At 71.2% G+C, this 15253-nt stretch carries 21 protein-coding genes; 5 read left to right on the forward strand and 16 right to left on the reverse strand.

The window, feature by feature from the left end; all coding sequences use genetic code 11:
- Positions 1-96: 96 nt before the first annotated feature.
- From J2S43_RS39290 to J2S43_RS39325, 8 genes are all read right to left on the reverse strand, one after another.
- On the reverse strand, positions 97-261 hold the full coding sequence (locus J2S43_RS39290; protein ID WP_306838189.1) for a hypothetical protein: 165 nt from the start codon (positions 259-261) through the stop codon (positions 97-99).
- Complete coding sequence (locus J2S43_RS39295) at positions 254-643, reverse strand: hypothetical protein (RefSeq protein ID WP_306838191.1); 390 nt, start codon at positions 641-643, stop codon at positions 254-256. Before J2S43_RS39295 ends, J2S43_RS39290 begins: the two co-directional genes overlap by 8 nt.
- Complete coding sequence (locus J2S43_RS39300) at positions 640-1866, reverse strand: AAA family ATPase (protein ID WP_306838193.1); 1227 nt, start codon at positions 1864-1866, stop codon at positions 640-642. Before J2S43_RS39300 ends, J2S43_RS39295 begins: the two co-directional genes overlap by 4 nt.
- Complete coding sequence (locus tag J2S43_RS39305; protein WP_306838195.1) at positions 1863-2123, reverse strand: hypothetical protein; 261 nt, start codon at positions 2121-2123, stop codon at positions 1863-1865. Before J2S43_RS39305 ends, J2S43_RS39300 begins: the two co-directional genes overlap by 4 nt.
- Positions 2117-2272, reverse strand: a complete 156-nt coding sequence (locus tag J2S43_RS39310) for a hypothetical protein (RefSeq protein WP_306838197.1) — start codon at positions 2270-2272, stop codon at positions 2117-2119. The genes J2S43_RS39305 and J2S43_RS39310 overlap by 7 nt, the downstream gene beginning before the upstream one ends.
- Entirely contained in the window at positions 2269-2808 is a 540-nt protein-coding gene (locus J2S43_RS39315) for a hypothetical protein (protein ID WP_306838199.1), read from the reverse strand. Before J2S43_RS39315 ends, J2S43_RS39310 begins: the two co-directional genes overlap by 4 nt.
- Positions 2809-2881: 73 nt before the next feature.
- Positions 2882-3202, reverse strand: a complete 321-nt coding sequence (locus J2S43_RS39320) for a hypothetical protein (RefSeq protein ID WP_306839821.1) — start codon at positions 3200-3202, stop codon at positions 2882-2884.
- Entirely contained in the window at positions 3157-3411 is a 255-nt protein-coding gene (locus tag J2S43_RS39325) for a helix-turn-helix domain-containing protein (RefSeq protein WP_306838200.1), read from the reverse strand. The genes J2S43_RS39320 and J2S43_RS39325 overlap by 46 nt, the downstream gene beginning before the upstream one ends.
- Positions 3412-3548: 137 nt before the next feature.
- On the opposite strand from J2S43_RS39325, the gene J2S43_RS39330 reads away from it, so the two are divergent.
- Entirely contained in the window at positions 3549-4079 is a 531-nt protein-coding gene (locus J2S43_RS39330) for a hypothetical protein (RefSeq protein ID WP_306838202.1), read from the forward strand.
- Between the two features lie 167 nt (positions 4080-4246).
- Here the strand turns inward: J2S43_RS39330 and J2S43_RS39335 are convergent, their stop codons facing one another.
- Positions 4247-5047 carry an SGNH/GDSL hydrolase family protein gene (locus tag J2S43_RS39335; RefSeq protein ID WP_306838204.1) on the reverse strand — a complete coding sequence of 267 codons (801 nt, stop codon included), beginning with the start codon at positions 5045-5047 and terminating at the stop codon, positions 4247-4249.
- A 34-nt stretch (positions 5048-5081) separates the two neighbouring features.
- Complete coding sequence (locus J2S43_RS39340) at positions 5082-6155, reverse strand: SGNH/GDSL hydrolase family protein (protein ID WP_306838206.1); 1074 nt, start codon at positions 6153-6155, stop codon at positions 5082-5084.
- Between the two features lie 215 nt (positions 6156-6370).
- Between J2S43_RS39340 and J2S43_RS39345 the strand changes: the two genes are divergently transcribed.
- Both J2S43_RS39345 and J2S43_RS39350 read left to right on the forward strand, forming a co-directional pair.
- Positions 6371-6724 carry a YkvA family protein gene (locus tag J2S43_RS39345; RefSeq protein WP_306838208.1) on the forward strand — a complete coding sequence of 118 codons (354 nt, stop codon included), beginning with the start codon at positions 6371-6373 and terminating at the stop codon, positions 6722-6724.
- Positions 6725-6755: 31 nt separating this feature from the next.
- A complete protein-coding gene (locus tag J2S43_RS39350) occupies positions 6756-8132 on the forward strand; it encodes a cystathionine beta-synthase (protein ID WP_306838210.1) in 1377 nt (458 codons plus the stop codon).
- A gap of 508 nt (positions 8133-8640) precedes the next feature.
- On the opposite strand, the gene J2S43_RS39355 is transcribed toward J2S43_RS39350, so the two are convergent.
- Complete coding sequence (locus J2S43_RS39355; protein WP_306838213.1) at positions 8641-9576, reverse strand: S1C family serine protease; 936 nt, start codon at positions 9574-9576, stop codon at positions 8641-8643.
- Positions 9577-9910: 334 nt separating this feature from the next.
- On the opposite strand from J2S43_RS39355, the gene J2S43_RS39360 reads away from it, so the two are divergent.
- Positions 9911-10141, forward strand: coding sequence for a hypothetical protein (locus J2S43_RS39360; RefSeq protein WP_306838215.1), 231 nt, complete (start codon positions 9911-9913; stop codon positions 10139-10141).
- A 249-nt stretch (positions 10142-10390) separates the two neighbouring features.
- Here J2S43_RS39360 and J2S43_RS39365 read toward each other — a convergent pair whose 3' ends face one another.
- The 4 genes from J2S43_RS39365 to J2S43_RS39380 all read right to left on the reverse strand — a co-directional run bounded on the left by J2S43_RS39365 (position 10391) and on the right by J2S43_RS39380 (position 13481).
- Positions 10391-10978, reverse strand: a complete 588-nt coding sequence (locus tag J2S43_RS39365; RefSeq protein WP_306838216.1) for a GNAT family N-acetyltransferase — start codon at positions 10976-10978, stop codon at positions 10391-10393.
- Positions 10975-11916, reverse strand: coding sequence for a ribonuclease Z (locus J2S43_RS39370; protein ID WP_306838218.1), 942 nt, complete (start codon positions 11914-11916; stop codon positions 10975-10977). The genes J2S43_RS39365 and J2S43_RS39370 overlap by 4 nt, the downstream gene beginning before the upstream one ends.
- A gap of 324 nt (positions 11917-12240) precedes the next feature.
- A complete protein-coding gene (locus tag J2S43_RS39375) occupies positions 12241-13110 on the reverse strand; it encodes a CHAD domain-containing protein (protein ID WP_306838220.1) in 870 nt (289 codons plus the stop codon).
- A 185-nt stretch (positions 13111-13295) separates the two neighbouring features.
- Positions 13296-13481 (reverse strand): hypothetical protein, encoded by a 186-nt coding sequence (locus J2S43_RS39380; protein WP_306838223.1) that lies wholly within the window; start codon positions 13479-13481, stop codon positions 13296-13298.
- 182 nt (positions 13482-13663) lie between these two features.
- Here J2S43_RS39380 and J2S43_RS39385 point away from each other — a divergent pair, with 182 nt between their 5' ends.
- The gene (locus tag J2S43_RS39385) at positions 13664-14596 is read left to right on the forward strand and encodes a hypothetical protein (RefSeq protein WP_306838225.1); all 933 of its coding nucleotides are present in this window, start codon (positions 13664-13666) and stop codon (positions 14594-14596) included.
- Here the strand turns inward: J2S43_RS39385 and J2S43_RS39390 are convergent, their stop codons facing one another.
- Positions 14597-15253, reverse strand: coding sequence for a nucleotidyl transferase AbiEii/AbiGii toxin family protein (locus tag J2S43_RS39390; RefSeq protein ID WP_306838226.1), 657 nt, complete (start codon positions 15251-15253; stop codon positions 14597-14599).

Below are 15253 nucleotides of genomic sequence, written 5' to 3' on the forward strand. Positions count from 1 at the left end.
CAGGTCCGCCCGGTCGGGTCGACCTCGCGCGCGGCACGCCGGAACTCGTGCAGCAGGCTGTCGGGGATGCCCGCGCGCCTTCGCACTGGTGAACGGCTACGCATCCGGCACCCGCTCGCGGCCGGCGGCCGGAGGTTCCGGCGCGCGGGCACCGGCCGGACCGACCAGCCCGCGCGCCGGAACCACGAGGCCGGTGCGCTCGTCGAGCACCAGGTCGGCCGTCAGCCGGACGACGCGGGCCGGGGGCACCTTCCTACGCACGGGGCGCCCCGGTCTGCTCCGGCAGCGCCCAGGAAGCCGCCTCGGAGATCTCGCGGCGCGGGGCGGTGGCGTAGTCGTCGACCCACTCCAGCCCGCTGCGGTGCAGGCGCGTCTGCGCGCGGGTGACGGCGACGTAGCCGAGCATCAACTCGTCGGCGGGGAGCCGATGCCGCCCGTACGGGTCCGGCCGCGGTTCGCGGAAGTCTGCGCCGATCTGCACCTCCCGCCACTCGCGGCCCTTGGCCCGGTGCGCGGTCGAGACGACGACGTCCGCGTCCTGCTTCTTGCCGGTGCCCGCGCCGGCCTCGATGGTGAGGTCGGCGCGGGACGTCCCGAACTGTTCCAGAACCGCCGCCTGCTCAGGCGTCGGCTGGTGGCTCACGCTGCCATTCCTTCGGGGTTGGACTGCTCGATGTAGGCCGCGACCCGCGTGCACACCGCGGCGATCTCGTCCGTGGTCAGTTCGTCGGCGCTGGTGACGCTCCGGCCGATGGCGTCCGCCACGTAGGCGAGACGCTCGTGGCGGTCGGTGATCTCCGCCTCCGCGAGCAGCGCGAGCATGCGCTGCCGCTGCGCCTCGTCGGCCGCCCGCCGAACGAGGCGCTCCAGGAGTGCGCCGAGCTGCTCGCGCTCGCCCCGCTCATTGGGCACAAGGTGCTCGGCGACGGCGGGATGCTCGCTGACGAGCCGCCCGTGGTACTTCGCGATCTCCTCGGCCGGACGGCCTGGCCGAAGCGCCCAGTCCCGCAGCGCGTTCGGGTCCGGCGCAGGGCGGGCCTCGGCCGCCGGTTCCTCGGCCGCCGTGGATAGCTCGACAAGGTCCCGGACGTGCGCGGTGCGCGGGTCGCAGCGGAGGATGTCGAAGACGACCCGTTCCAAGGTCAGGTCAGGTGCCGGGCGCGGCCGGTCGACGCCGGGCCGGACGCCGGCGTGCACGGAGCGGGCGCCGATGACGAGCGGCGGGTGCTCGCGCGAGACGCGTAACCACACCGACGCGTCGAACGGGAGCCCTTTCTGCCCCTCGACCTTGTACTCCTTGGAGCCCTCGATCGGCCGCCCGGCGGCGTCGAGCGACGCAACCTCCTTACCGCGCGCGGTCATCACGACGATTCCCGGGAAGGTCATCAGCGAGGTCATGAGCTTGCGGTGCTTGCTGTTGACCTCATTCCACAGGTCCGTGGTGATCTTCGGTTCCTCGTCGGCGGCGAGCTGCTTGCCCTTGCGGGCGAGGCGGGCACGGGCCTTGGCGTCGGCCATGCCCTTGAGCAGCTCCCACTCCGCGGTCATGGAGTCGATGACCAGCACGACCGGCGGCTCACCGGCGGCGGCTGCGCGAGCGGCCTCGGCCCGGACCGCGAGCACCTGGCCCGTGAAGTCCGCCCAGGTGCCGTTGTGCTCGATCACCTCGTACCGGGCGCCCGGCACCGCGCCGTACTCGTCCGCGCCGCCCTCGGACAGGTCGATCCAGTAGGTCTGCCCAACCCGGCCCGAGGCGGACAGCTCCGCCGCGGCCCAGGACTTGCCCGCCTTCTCGGCGCCCTCGATGAGGATCAGCGGCCAGGGGACGGCGCCCGTGGGCTTGCGGGAGCGGATCGGGGTGGTCATCGGCCCACCTGCCGGGCGCGCTCGCGGGCGGTCCGCTCGTTGTAGACGTCCGGTCGGTAGCTGGCCGGGACGATCTCGACGGTGTCGTGCCTGTGCCGGGCGCGCGGCCAGGCCGGGCCGGACGCCACCGGCAGAATCTGCGGCTCGCCCTGGTCGGTGGTGTCCTGGCCGAGCAGCCAGAGCAAGGCACCGAGCAGCAGCACCAGCGCGGAGACGAAACCTCCGGCGATGATGGCGATATCGAATGCGGTCAGCACGGGGACTCCTGCCTCGGTGCGGTCGAGCGGACGATGATCGGCTGGCGCCACGCGGCGGCGGCCTCGGCGGCGATGACGGCGCAGTCGCATTCCTCGCCGAGGAACACCTCGCCGCAGCACGGCTTGAGCGGGATCTCGAAGACGGTCACCGAACCCGCCGCCCCGGGCCGAAGCCCACGCAGAAGCCGTCCGGAGCCGGGTGCTCACCGGTCTCCTCCGGCACGTCGCGGCTGTAGTCGACGCCGAAGTCCCGGTCGCCGCACGGCGTACGGACGTCGAGGTGCCAGGCGGTACCGATCGCGGCCAGGACCGCGGTCTTGTCCGCGTCGGTGAGCCCGGTGAGCAGCTCGGCGAGGCTGGCGCCGATGACGGCGCCGCCGAGGCTGGCCGCGATCAGCAGGAGTTTCCGCTCGCGCACCGTCGCCTGTAGCGGCATGGGAGAGCCGTTGAGGGCCTGGGCGATGCCGCCCCAGTGCACGACCGCGCCGATGGGCTCGCCGGTGTGCTCGTCGTCGACGTCGACGACAAACCGGTCCCGGAGGCCGCGCGCTTCGTGCACGTTTCCGGGGATCGCGAGGAGGAGGTCGACGGCGGCGCGGTGCGACGCGGTGTCGGCCTGGGTGGTGCGGCGAAGAAGATCAGCGAGAGACGGGGTGATGGTCGTGGTGGATATGTCCTGGGTCATGGGAGACTCCTGGAGTTCGGGGCGTCCTCAGTGCTTGGCGGTGCGGGGGACGCCTTCGGCATGTCTGCGCTGTTCAGGCCGCTGTGCGGCCCTTGCCGCTGCGCGCCTGGGCGCTGCGGAGCGCCATCCGGCGGTAGTGAGCCTTTTTCAGCCGGTCGACGGCGGCAGCGAGCTCGTCCGGCGTCAAGATGCCGTCCGGATCGGCCTGCAACTCCCACTTCCGGGACGCTGCCCGCCTGGCCGCGGCAGTTGCCGCCGTGCGGTCTTCAGGACTCGTGATCCGAGACCAACGCGTGAGCGCGGCCACCCCGGCGACGAGCTGGCGCTGAGCGGGTGTCGGAGCCGGCATCACGCCGCCGTCCGCCGGCCAGGCGTCAAGTCCGCGATCGTGCACCCGAGCGCCGTCGCGATCTTGTCGAGCGTTTCCGGCGACGCGTTTCGGGTGCCGGACTCCAGCTCGGAGAGCGTCCCCTTGCTGATCTCGGCTCGCCGAGCAAGTTCGGAGAGACGAAGACCAGCGATGACGCGCTGTGCGCGGAGGCGACGGGGGCTGTGATCGAGCGGCGAGCGTGCTGCTCGCCGCCGCGAAGGTGCGTTGGGCATGCGAACACCATAGGTGTGTTCGCATGTGTTCGCAACTTCTACGGAATACAATCCTACAACCTGCAATCACAGGTCATGGCAGATTCATTCATCTGTGTGGTTGCGAACATCTGCGAACAGTTGCGTATTCTGTGGGCATGTCCGACGACGGCGAGCGAACACCGCTCGGTCTGCTGCTCGAAGAGGCCCGAGAAGGCCTCCGCCTCAGCGTCCGGGAGGCTGCGAAGCGCGCCGGCATGAGCGATGCCCGATGGCGTCAGGTAGTCCGCGGGTGGCAGTCGTCGCGAGGCCGGCGCCTGGAGGTTAGGCCAAGGCCAGTAACCGTAATCGGCATGGCGAAAGCGGTACGGGTCGATGACCGTTCGGCGCTCGCGGCCGCCGGCATTTCCCTCACGGAGGAGCAGTACGAAGCCGCTCTCGACGAGCTGCGCGTGGCTCGTGCTCCAGCTCGTGATCGGGACGCTGAACTCGATGCGGTGCTGGCGAGTGCCGACTTCCCGTCGGAAGTCCGCCTGGACCTCGCGCACGCGGTGCGATCTGCGCAGGACCCGTACGACTACGTCTTGGACATGGCCGAGGTGGACCCGGGGCACCAGGTTCGGCTGCTCCGCGCTTGGCGAGTAATCAAAGACCGAATGGCTACGGAAAGTAGTGAGGGCCAGCCCTAACGGGCTGGCCCAACGACAATTAACTATCGGCTTAATGCAGAAAAGTGACCTGTGGTTAGGCGCCTTAGCACAGCGCTAGGTGCCTGATACCCCACCGGTAACATCATGTCGAGATTATCGCGCTGACCTGCGGTTATGCGTAGGTTGAGTGCGTCGCTGAACAACCCTCACTGGGTCCGCGGATTCGGCATCGACGCGGCCTGCGAGACCGCGGGCAGCAGCGCGTGCGCCCACACCCGATAGCCGTCCGCGGACGGGTGGTAACCGTCGTAGCACAGCGTCCCGGAGTCGGCGCGGAACACCGCGCCGGTCTCGACGGCCAGGTCGACGACCGTGCCGCCGGCCTCGCGCACGGCCGTGGCCTGCGCATGCGCCATCTGCCGGCCGAGCATGCCGACGATCTGCCGCAGCGGCGGGGCCAGCGCGCGAACCGCGCCGAGGTCGGGGCAGGTGCCGACGACGACCTCGACACCCGCGCCGCGCAGCCGTCGGACGGCCGCGCTCAGGTGGGCGGCGGCCTCGGCCGGGCGGCGCAGCGAGGTGGCGTCGTTCGCGCCGATCAGGATCACGGCCACGTCCGGCCGCTCGCCGAGCAGCGCGCGGGCCACCTGAGTGGCCAGGTCGGTCGAGCGGGAGCCGGCCACGCCGACGCTGGACAGGTGCACGTGGCGCTCGCCGTGGCCGGCCGCGCCCTCGGAGAGCAGCCGGCCCAGGTGGCCGCCGACCGTATCGGCCAGGAACTCGACGCCCACGCCGAGCGCGCTGGAGTCGCCGAGCAGCACCAGGCGCAGAGACGGGGCGGCGGCCGGCCCCATCGAGGTGCGCAGCCCCAGGCCCATGGACGGTTTGGCGTAGCGGCGACTACGCGCGGCGACGATCTCGCCGGCGAGCAGCGCGGCGCCGCTCACCGTGCCGGCGAGCAGCGTCATGGCTGCGGTCCGGCCGATCTGGCGAGCCTCCGGAGTCATGCCCATCACCGTCCTCCTCCGTGCGTGGTTGACATCACATCATGCCGTCGCGGCCACGGCCGTCCGTCGACTCCTGCGGGGTCATATCCCCTTTTCCCGACAAAGCCTCGTCCAAGGGTACGGCCGGCGCGTCCCGATCGGGAGTCTGCTGACGCGGCATCACGGCCAGTCGTCGCAGCCGCACCCACCGGCCCAGCGGCCCGCGGTCGCGCCCGGCCACCTGTTCGGCCGACACCTCGGTGCCCGCGTGCCTGACCGCCTCCTGCGCGGCGTCCGCGAGCGTGTGCACGCCCTGGTCCAGACTCAGCGTCGAGGCCGGCGCGGACGGGACGAGCGCCGCGACCGCGGTCGGCAGCATCGCGGCGGCGGCCACCGCGTAGCCGTCGGCGGAGGGGTGGAAGTGGTCCCACGCGAACATCCGGGTCGGCTCCGCGAAGAAGCGCGGCCCGAGCAGGTCGCCGAGCGACACCGTGCGCCCGCCGGCCTCGACCACCGCGATCGTCTGCGCCTCGGCCAGCTGCCGGCTCCACCGGCGGGCGAGCCAGCGCAGCGGCGGCTTGATCGGCCGGATCGTGCCCAGGTCCGGGCAGGTGCCGACGACCACCTCGGCGCCGACCCCGCGCAGCCCTCGCACGGTGTCGGCGAGCTGCCGGGACGCGACCGCGACCGGCGTGCGCTTGGTCACGTCGTTGCCGCCGATCAGGATCACGGCCAGGTCCGGCCGCACCTCCAGCGCGTCCTCCAACTGGTGCCGCAGCCCGTCGGTGATCGCGCCGACCACCGCGAACCGGTGCAGCCGGACCGGCCGGCGCAACCGGCGGGAGAGGCCGGTGGCGAGCAGCGCGCCCAGCGTCTCCCGGGTGCGCAGCACGCCGTAGCCGGCCGCGATCGAGTCGCCGAGCACGGCCATGACCAGTGGCTTCCCGCCGAACTTCGCGCCGAAGACGCCGTCCGCCCGGGGCGGTGGCCCCTCGGCGAGCGGTATGGTCCGCCGGGCCCGCTCGGCCTGCGAGATCAGCAGGCCGGCGGATGCGATGGTCACGCCGGTCAGTGCACCGGCCGAGAACACCGCCCCCTTGACTATGCGTTGAGCTGTCCGCCCGTTCATCACACGCCCCCGCCTTCCTATTTCACGCGAGCGACGGATTTCGAGATTAACGCCTCCCCGCGAGCGCCCACCGGTGCGCCCAGGGTGCTTTCCGGTTAGTTCGCGTGGAGTTCAACGCGTCGACCAGGACAGGTGGTGTGGATCACCGGGGTGGGTACAGAGATGTTGCCGAGCCCGGTCACCATTGAGGAGCGGGAGCGAGGAGCTGGGGAGAGATGGCGAACAATCTGCGGCGTGTGGCGGCCTTCAAGGCCCTATGGCAGGCGTTGACGGCGAGCCGGAAGGGTGGCCCGTCGATCGGGCAGCGGATCGCGGCCGTACCGCGAATGATCAAGTCAATCGTCAAGGGTGAGTACGATGGCGGCAAGTCACTGCTGCTGATGGCGGGTGCGCTGGCCTACCTGGTGTCCCCGATCGACCTGGTGCCGGAGGCGATGCTGCTGCTGCTCGGCCTCGCGGACGACGCCGTGGTCATCACGTGGCTGGCCGGGTCCGTGCTCTCCGAGACGCAGCGCTTCATCGAGTGGGAGAAGGACAAGGACCGCATCCTGATCGGGAAGGCGCACTAACTTCCCGAACTGCGGGACGTAGGCTGTGGGCGTGCGCTACTACGACACCGTCGTCGACCTGATCGGCAACACGCCCCTGGTCCGTCTCAACCGGGTCACCGAGGGCATCGAGGCCACCGTGCTCGCCAAGGTGGAATACATGAACCCCGGCGGCTCGGTCAAGGACCGGATCGCCCTGCGGATGGTCGACGACGCGGAGGCCGCCGGTCTGCTCAAGCCCGGCGGCACCATCGTCGAACCGACCAGCGGCAACACCGGCGTCGGCCTGGCCCTGGTGGCGCAGCAGCGCGGCTACCGGTGCGTCTTCGTCTGCCCGGACAAGGTCAGCGAGGACAAGCGGAACGTGCTCCGGGCGTACGGCGCCGAGGTCGTGGTCTGCCCGACCGCGGTCGCGCCCGAGGACCCGCGCTCGTACTACAACGTCTCCAACCGGCTGGCGACCGAGATCCCCGGCGCGTGGAAGCCGGACCAGTACTCCAACAAGGCCAACCCGCGCTCCCACTACGAGACCACGGGTCCGGAGCTGTGGGATCAGACCGACGGGCGGATCACGCACTTCGTCACGGGTGTCGGCACCGGCGGCACCATCTCCGGCACCGGCCGCTACCTCAAGGACGCGTCCGCGGGGCGGGTCCGGATAATCGGTGCGGACCCGGAGGGCTCGGTCTACTCCGGCGGCACCGGCCGGCCGTACCTGGTCGAGGGCGTCGGCGAGGACTTCTGGCCGGACTGCTACGACCGCACGGTCGCGGACGAGATCGTCGAGGTCTCCGACAAGGCGTCGTTCGCGATGACTCGCCGCCTGGCACGCGAGGAGGGCCTGCTGGTCGGCGGCTCCTGCGGGATGGCCGTGGTCGCCGCGCTCGAGGTCGCCCGCCGCGCCCAGCCGGACGACGTGATCGTGGTGCTGCTGCCGGACGGCGGCCGCGGCTACCTCTCCAAGATCTTCAACGACGACTGGATGGCCCGGTACGGCTTCCTGGAGACGTCCGGCACCGAGTCGACGATCGCGGAGGCGCTGGAGACCAAGGGCGGCCAGATCCCGCCCATGGTCCACCTGCACCCGACCGAGACCGTCCGCGACGCCATCGACTACATGCGCGAGTACGGCGTCAGCCAGCTCCCCGTGCTCAAGGCCGAGCCCCCGGTCGTCACGGGCGAGGTCGCCGGCTCCGTCGCCGAGCGCGAACTGCTCGACGCGCTCTTCTCCGGCCAGGCCCACCTGCACGACACCATCGAACGCCACATGGCCGACCCGCTCCCCATGATCGGCGGCGGCCAGCCGGTCAGCGAGGCCGTCAAACTCCTCGAACAGTCCGACGCCGCCATGGTCCTGATCGACGGCAAGCCCGCCGGCGTCCTCACCCGCCAGGACCTCCTGGCCCACCTGGCACCGACAAACCCCTAAACCCTCCCGAAGCAGATACTCCCGCTTCCGGCGTGGCCGCTCCGGGTGTGCTCCCGCAGGCAAACCGCGCGGAGGCCTGCGACTCCGCTGGCGCTCCGCTCCGGCCGCCGCGACGCAGCCGGTCCGAGGCGGGCCCGGAAAACCCCACGCGGCCACGTTCGGTGCGCGGCCTCGTGCCGCGCCCACCGGCCGGGGCCGCCGAACAGCGCGAGGCGTGCTGGGAGGAGCGGCGCTGCGCGCCTCCCAGCACGCCTCATTCCGTGTTCGATCGGAGGCAGGTCTCGCCCTCCTTTGCTCTGCTTACCTGCATGAACCGCGTAGAACGGACACGTGGTCTCGGGGTCGTTCGTGCCGTTTCGCGCAGGTAAGCAGAGCAAAGCTTCGGCGAGGGCCGCGGCGGCTCTGCTCTGCTTACCCCGGTCGCGAGGCCGGGCAGAGGTCCGGTGAGGTGGGCCGCAGCGGCTCTGCTCTGCTACCCCGGAAGCGGAATGCCCGGTTGTGGGTGCTGTCAGGTGAGTTCGGCCGGGACCGTGATGACATCGACCATGGCCTGGCGGCGGTAGAGCGTGAGCGGGAGCCGGGTGCCGATCGCCGGGCCGAGCATCAGCTTGAGCAGGGTCTGGACGGTCTCGGTAGGCTCGGTGCCGGCGGAGACGATGATGTCGTCGAGGAAGATGCCGGCGGTGCCGGCGGGGGAGCCGGGGACGACCTCGACGACCCGGAGGCCGTGGAGCTGGCCGAGGCGGGCGGCGAGCGGCGGTGGCAGCGGCACCGGGACGCTGGCGATGCCCAACCAGGCGCGGCGTACGCGGCCGGCGGAGCGTAGCTCGCCGATGATCCGGCGGGTGGTGGCGTTGATCGGGACCGCGAGGCCCAGACCGTAGCCGGCGACCGCGGTGTTGATGCCGACCACGGTGCCGTCGGAGGCTGCGAGCGCGCCGCCGGAGTTGCCGGGGTTGAGCGCGGCGTCGGTCTGGATCACGTCGTCGATCGGGCGGACGCGACGCCCGTCCCGGGCCGGGATGGACCGGCCGAGTCCGGAGACCACGCCGGCGGTGACGGAGCCGGCCAGGCCCATCGGGTTGCCGACCGCGACGACCAGCTGGCCGACGCGCAGCCGGTCCGCGTCGCCGAGCGTGGCCGGTGGGACCGCGCCGCCGGCCCGGAGCGCGGCCAGGTCGGAGAGCGGGTCGGCGCCGATCACGTCGAAGCGCGACTGCATGCCGTCGGCGAACGTGGCGGTGCCGGAGCGGGCGCCGGCCACCACGTGGGCGCTGGTGAGCAGGAAGCCGTCGAACGCGACGGCGGAGCCGGCCCCGGTGCCCCGGCCGGTCCGGACCGCGAGCGCGGCCACGCTGGGCAGGATCCCGGCGGCCACGCGCGTGACCACCCGGCTGTACGCGTCGAGAGCTTCACCATCTGCGTCGATCCGATCGGCGTCCATGACAGCGGCAACACTCCGGCGTACCGTCTAATGCCTTTCGCCGTTTCGCCCGGCGCGAACAGGGTGACGAACGGGATACCGCGCACATGATGTTCGATGATCGGGGAGACGGTTTTCAGGGCATGGTGGTGCGCGGATCGACGCAACGTTGATGTGTCATAGATGCAGGTCAGGCGCGCTTTATCCGCTAAGCGCAAACAACCGGTCCACATAGCGCAATCGCACACCGTGTGCGGCGTTCGGACTCCCGGTGACGGTTGACTTCGTCGTACGGAGGGGCCGAACATTCGATATGGAATACCTCCGGCTCACGAGGGCAAGACAAGGGGGAGGAATGGTCAGCGTCGGCCATGCCGAGCCGCCCGACATCGTGGATCGTCTGCTGTGGCGGGACGCCCAGACCATGCTCGGACGGCACGCCACGCCGGATCACGACGGTGGCTGCGTGTGGTGCGGACGGCCGTGGCCGTGCCCGCCGCGCCGGCTGGCCGAACGGGCGGACGCGGCATCGCGCCGGCCGTGGGAGCCCTCGGCCCGGCACGCCTCACTGAGCGATCTCAGCTAGATAGCGACTTATCCGGATGCCACGCCTGAGAGCTTGACCGTCCCCCGGCGAGCAAAGCCAGTGGCATCCTCCCGCGGTTGACGTCTTGTCGCCCCGCCAGCTTCGAGGCGTCCCGCACAGAACCCATCGGGCCCGGCGACCGGCAGGCCTCCGCCGATCGTCGAACGCCTCCGGCCAGGCGTTCGGTCCGGGCGCGATGGGGACGGCGGGCGAGGGTGCGTGGGAAACCGGTTCCCCCGCAACGAACGGTCACGTGCCCTCGCCCTGCCAACATCCGCGCACCGTCGATGATGGAGTCGTCTCCCGCTGACCGGCCGTCACCGGGGGATGGCTCCATGATCGACGGTAACGGACCATCGGCACCATCGCGGTGCCGATGGCATCGACCGTGGTGGTCCCGTCGAACCGCCAGCCGTGGTGCTCGTAGAAGCCGCGGGCGCGCGCGTTGCCCTCCAGCACCCACAGCGACGCGCTGGTCCAGGCCGGCTGGGAGGCGAACCAGTCCTGCACGTCGGCCAGCAGGCGCCGGCCGAGGCCGGACCCGATCCGGCCCGGCGCCACGTGGATCGCGTGCAGGATCGCGGCGTCCGGCGTCTCGTCGGGGCCGGCGTAGGTGAAGCCCGCGACCGTGCCGCCGTCCTCCGCGACCATGAACCGGTGCGTGTCCCGCTCCCATCGGTACCGTTCCCGCCACCACTCGGCCATCGCGTCCGGCGTGGTGTCCGCGAGCGCCTCGGCGGAGATGATCTCGGCGTAGGCCGTCATCCGGGAGGCGAGATGCAGCGCGCCGATCGCCGCGAGGTCCCCGTCCGTCGCTTCTCTGATCACCACGGTCATGCGTCCACCCTCACACGTGGCGGCACGTCCACCCGCATGAGGTCCCGGGCGAGCACGATCTCGCCGCCGAACTCGGCCCGCGCCTCGGTCAGGTAGCGGCCGTCCGGCTCGTACTCGTCCTGGCCGTACCGCTGGGAGAAGTGGGTGAGCACCAGCCGGCGGACGCCGCACTCGCGGGCCACCCGGGCGGCCTGCGCGGCCGTGAGGTGCCCGACCTCGGCGGCGAGCGCGGCGTCCTCGTTCAGGAACGTGGCCTCGATGCACAGCAGGTCCGCGCGGTCGGCCAGGGCGAAGACCGCGTCGCAGAGCCCGGTGTCCATCACGAACGCGAATCGCTGGCCCGGGCGCGGCGCGCTGACCTGGCCGAGCGTGACGTCGCGGCCGTCGCCGAGATCGAGGCGGCCGGTTCGCTGCAGCACGCCGACGGCCGGGCCGGTGACGCCGTGCGCGGCGAGCAGTTCCGGCACGATCCGCCGGGAGTCCGGCTCGACGAGCTGATAGCCGCAGGCCTCCACGGAGTGCACGAGGCGGCGGGCGGTCAGCGTGAACGCGCCGAGATCCGCGCTCCAGCCGTCGGTCACCGGGGCCGGCAGCACGGTCGCGGTCTCGTAGAACGAGCTTGCGTACCGCAGACGGTTGAAGTATTCGGCGCCACCGGCCGGGAAGTGCACCGGAACCGGGTGCGGCACCCGGTCGAGCGAGAGCCGCTGGATCACGCCGGGCAGGCCGAGGCAGTGGTCGCCGTGGAAGTGGGTGACGCAGACGCGGGTGATGCCGCCGGCCGAGACGCCGGCGCCCTGCATCTGCCGCTGGGTGCCCTCACCGGGGTCGAAGAGAATCCCCTGGTCGTCCCAGCGGAGCAGGTAACCGTTGTGGTTTCGGTGCCGGGTCGGGACCTGACTGGCTGTGCCGAGGACGACCAGTTCGCGTGCGCTCACGCGAGACAGTAAACAGTCCTCCGGGCACACGTGCGAGAGAGTAAGCAGCCCCCGGGGCACTCGCGCGAACGCGAACCGGCTGGACTCGGCCGGAACCCCGGGGGCTGGGTGGCTGTCTGGTATTCGCCGCACCGCTGCCACACGGTCTCGACGTTCAAACAACTGTCAAGGACAGCGGCTAGCGGACAGCCACCTCACGAGTCCGATTGCTACACAAAGCTAGGACCACCTCCTCTCACGTGTACGGCTACGTTATCCACTTCCGGGGGTGATCGGCAACGGTTTTCCGGCGACCTGAATCACGCGGTCTGACCAGCGGATTCGTTACTTCAGCCAGGAGCGGGCGGAAGACTTGCCGGCCCGATGGCGGGCGGCCGGCAGCGCGTCCAGCGCGCGCTCGCCCGCGTCGGCCTGGCGGGCGTGCAACAGGCCGTAGGTGAACGTCTCCTCGCCCCGGGCCGTGGCCGCGCCGGCCGCCTCGAGCAGCACCGAGCCGGTGATCGCCGAGTCCTGGTGGGCGCCGAGCACGTCCTGCAGCGCGGTGAGCCGCTTGGCCAGCCGGCGGGCCGGGCGGCCGGCTGCGGGGCGGGTGACCTCCACCGCGTACCGCGCGCGCTTGTAGGCCTTTCGTGCGTCGTGCAGCCGCGTGTCCGTCTCGGGGCCGGGCGTGGTCCGCCGGTCGCGGACCGCGTCGGCGAGCATTCGGTCGGCGCGGCGCACGGCCTTGCGGGTGCGCTTGCGCAGCCACGACGAGGAGCTGCCGTTCGTGGTCACGACCAGCGCGTTCAGTCGGCCCAGGAGCACCCGGTAGCGCTCGCCGTCGAGCGCGCCGCGCAGACCGGCGCGGCCCTCCGCGATGCGGTCGCCGAGGCCCTCGCGCAGCCGGTCGGCGATCGGGCCGCGGACGAGCTCGGCCGGCTCGGCCTCGACGGCGGAGGCGAGCCGCTCGGACATGACCTGACCGTCCCGGACCGGGCCGAGCTGGTCGGCCAGCCACTTCAGCTCGGTGCGCAGCCACTCGGCGCGCTCGGCCTCCCACAGGCCGCGGAACGTGCGGAGCGTGCTGCGCAGCCGGCGGATCGCCACGCGCATGTCGTGGACCGCCTCGGCGTCGCCGCGCCGGGCGCCGGCCTCGGTCCATCGGATCGTGTCCCGCTGTGCGCGCACGTACTGCAGGACCAGGTTGGTCGGCATCCGGTCATCCTCGCTCGGGGTGGCCGGAGCCGCCGGCAAGGGTGACCCGGCCACGGCCGCAGTGTCGATGACCTCGAACTTACGCCGGAAGCGCGTCGCGGTGACCATCTCTCAGTGCTACCCCCGGATGACGCCGCCCATGTGAACGGGCGGCGAACTTCACTCTTCTGGTATGCCGTGTGTCCTCAGCGCGGCGGATCGAGCCGCCGCTCGTCCGGCCCCGCGCGGTGCTCGCCGTCCACGAGATCGTCGTCGGAGGGCTCGCACCAGACCAGGCCGGAACCCTTGCAGGCCATGCAGGGGAGGCGGTTGCGGGCACCGGAGCCGTGACATGACAGGCAGGTGCGCAGGACGGGGGATAAGTCCGACATCGCCGCACCGTCCTTGCTGTCATCGAGCTGATCGCGCCTACCGTAGTACACGCCCGCCGTACGCGCTCAGGGCCGGTTGCCCACAAACCAAGATCAATATCGGTGGGTACGGCCGGAACCCGGAACGCGTAGGCCGCGCGAGGGATGTCCGGTTGGCGCCCGGCCGATACCGTGACATGGTCTTGCGTACCGTTTCCGCCCTGGAGGCCGGATTGTCGTCGACCACCCGGAAGTGCTTCGTCGCGATGCCCATCAGCACGCCGGCGGACCGAGTCGCCGACTACGACGGTGACGCCGACCACTTCAAGCACGTCCTCGAATACCTGATCTCGCCGGCGCTGCGCGAGGCCGGCTACACGCCGATCCCGCCGGCCGCGTCCGGGTCCACGCTCATCCTGGCCGAGATCGTGAAGAACCTGGAGCACTCCGACCTGGTGCTCTGCGACCTCTCCACGTTCAACCCGAACGTCATGCTCGAACTGGGCATCCGGATCGCGCTGGACCGGCCGATCTGCCTGATCCGCGACGACCGGAGCGGGCCGCTGCCGTTCGACACGTCGTTCATCAACACCTACACGTACGACAGCGGCCTGACGCACTGGAAGATGCGCGAGCAGACCGAGGCGCTCGCCGGTCACATCCTCGCCACCCGGAACGCCAACGAGGACAACCGCAACCCGCTGTGGAAGGCGTTCGGGCTCACCCAGCGGGCGCAGTCCCCGGTCGAGCAGGAGGAGGACAAGGGCCCGCTGCAGGCCAAGGTCGAGCTGCTCACCGCCCAGGTCGACGCGCTGCTCCAGCAACAGCACGACGGCGGTACCGCCGCCCGATCCGCCCCCGATCCGGCCGCCGCCGAGCAGGCCGCCCAGGACGAGCTGGCCTTCTCCGGCGCCCCGCCACAGGTCCGCGACCTGCTCCGCGAGGCCACCCGGATCGCCGGCGAGGTAAACGCCCGCGTCCTCCCCGCCGAGATCAAGGACGACGAGGTCGTCCTCGACCTCGGCGTCTACGTCCTGGGCCTCTCCCGCCGCGAGGACATCATCAACCTCGGCCACCGCATGGGCCTCCGCGTCCGCTTCCTCGGCGGCCAGAGCCCCGACTCCCCAGCCGCCTGATCACCCACCACCCAGCAACTCCCGCCGCCAACCGGCGAACGTCTCCCGCAGCGAGGCGATCGTCTCGCCATCGGTGCCGTAGGCGGCGAACGTCTTCTCGCTGATCTGATCCGCCACGCCGAGCGCTCGCGCGAACATGATCCGGTCAAAGCCGGGATCTGCGTTCACCGCCAGGCGAAGCAGTTGTTCACGCGTGTAGCGACCGCTGCGGAGGGTCGCATGGATGTCGAGGAAGTCTCGTGCGACCGCGCGACCGTAGAGTGCCGCCATCTTGTTGGCGACGGCGTCGTCCGGATGCAGAACCGGACCGAGGTCCAGTTGCACGGGTGGGTGAGATCGCCAGTCCGCGGCCATCTCGATCTTGTCCGATCGGCCACCCAGATAGCCGGCGCCGGTGACGATTACGCGCGCGAATGTCTCCGCCTGTGCATCTATGACCACGGTGAATCCCGCTTGCTGCAGCGCTGCGATGACGAGATCCACCGCGGCCGGGAAGTCGGCCCGACGCTGCCAATCCATGAAGAGGTCGACGTCACTGCTCGGGCGTTCGCCGATGCCATGTGCGCGCACGGCGTAACCGCCGGCCAGCGCGAGTCCGTGCTTCTCGCCTGCGGCGGCCAGTGCGATTTCGGCGAGGCGCCGGTGCCATGGGTCCAT

The sequence above is a fragment of the Catenuloplanes nepalensis genome (genome assembly GCF_030811575.1).
GTDB lineage: Bacteria > Actinomycetota > Actinomycetes > Mycobacteriales > Micromonosporaceae > Catenuloplanes > Catenuloplanes nepalensis.

What these genes read in the sequence shown, in the direction of transcription:
- J2S43_RS39380 (WP_306838223.1), bottom strand. Translation starts at nt 13,481, where the DNA reads ATGTCGGACTTATCCCCCGTCCTGCGCACCTGCCTGTCATGTCACGGC.
- J2S43_RS39360 (WP_306838215.1), top strand. Translation starts at nt 9,911, where the DNA reads ATGGTCAGCGTCGGCCATGCCGAGCCGCCCGACATCGTGGATCGTCTG.
- J2S43_RS39375 (WP_306838220.1), bottom strand. Translation starts at nt 13,110, where the DNA reads ATGCCGACCAACCTGGTCCTGCAGTACGTGCGCGCACAGCGGGACACG.
- J2S43_RS39345 (WP_306838208.1), top strand. Translation starts at nt 6,371, where the DNA reads ATGGCGAACAATCTGCGGCGTGTGGCGGCCTTCAAGGCCCTATGGCAG.
- J2S43_RS39340 (WP_306838206.1), bottom strand. Translation starts at nt 6,155, where the DNA reads ATGAACGGGCGGACAGCTCAACGCATAGTCAAGGGGGCGGTGTTCTCG.
- J2S43_RS39355 (WP_306838213.1), bottom strand. Translation starts at nt 9,576, where the DNA reads ATGGACGCCGATCGGATCGACGCAGATGGTGAAGCTCTCGACGCGTAC.
- J2S43_RS39390 (WP_306838226.1), bottom strand. Translation starts at nt 15,253, where the DNA reads ATGGACCCATGGCACCGGCGCCTCGCCGAAATCGCACTGGCCGCCGCA.
- J2S43_RS39335 (WP_306838204.1), bottom strand. Translation starts at nt 5,047, where the DNA reads ATGACTCCGGAGGCTCGCCAGATCGGCCGGACCGCAGCCATGACGCTG.
- J2S43_RS39330 (WP_306838202.1), top strand. Translation starts at nt 3,549, where the DNA reads ATGTCCGACGACGGCGAGCGAACACCGCTCGGTCTGCTGCTCGAAGAG.
- J2S43_RS39315 (WP_306838199.1), bottom strand. Translation starts at nt 2,808, where the DNA reads ATGACCCAGGACATATCCACCACGACCATCACCCCGTCTCTCGCTGAT.
- J2S43_RS39365 (WP_306838216.1), bottom strand. Translation starts at nt 10,978, where the DNA reads ATGACCGTGGTGATCAGAGAAGCGACGGACGGGGACCTCGCGGCGATC.
- J2S43_RS39300 (WP_306838193.1), bottom strand. Translation starts at nt 1,866, where the DNA reads ATGACCACCCCGATCCGCTCCCGCAAGCCCACGGGCGCCGTCCCCTGG.
- J2S43_RS39325 (WP_306838200.1), bottom strand. Translation starts at nt 3,411, where the DNA reads ATGCCCAACGCACCTTCGCGGCGGCGAGCAGCACGCTCGCCGCTCGAT.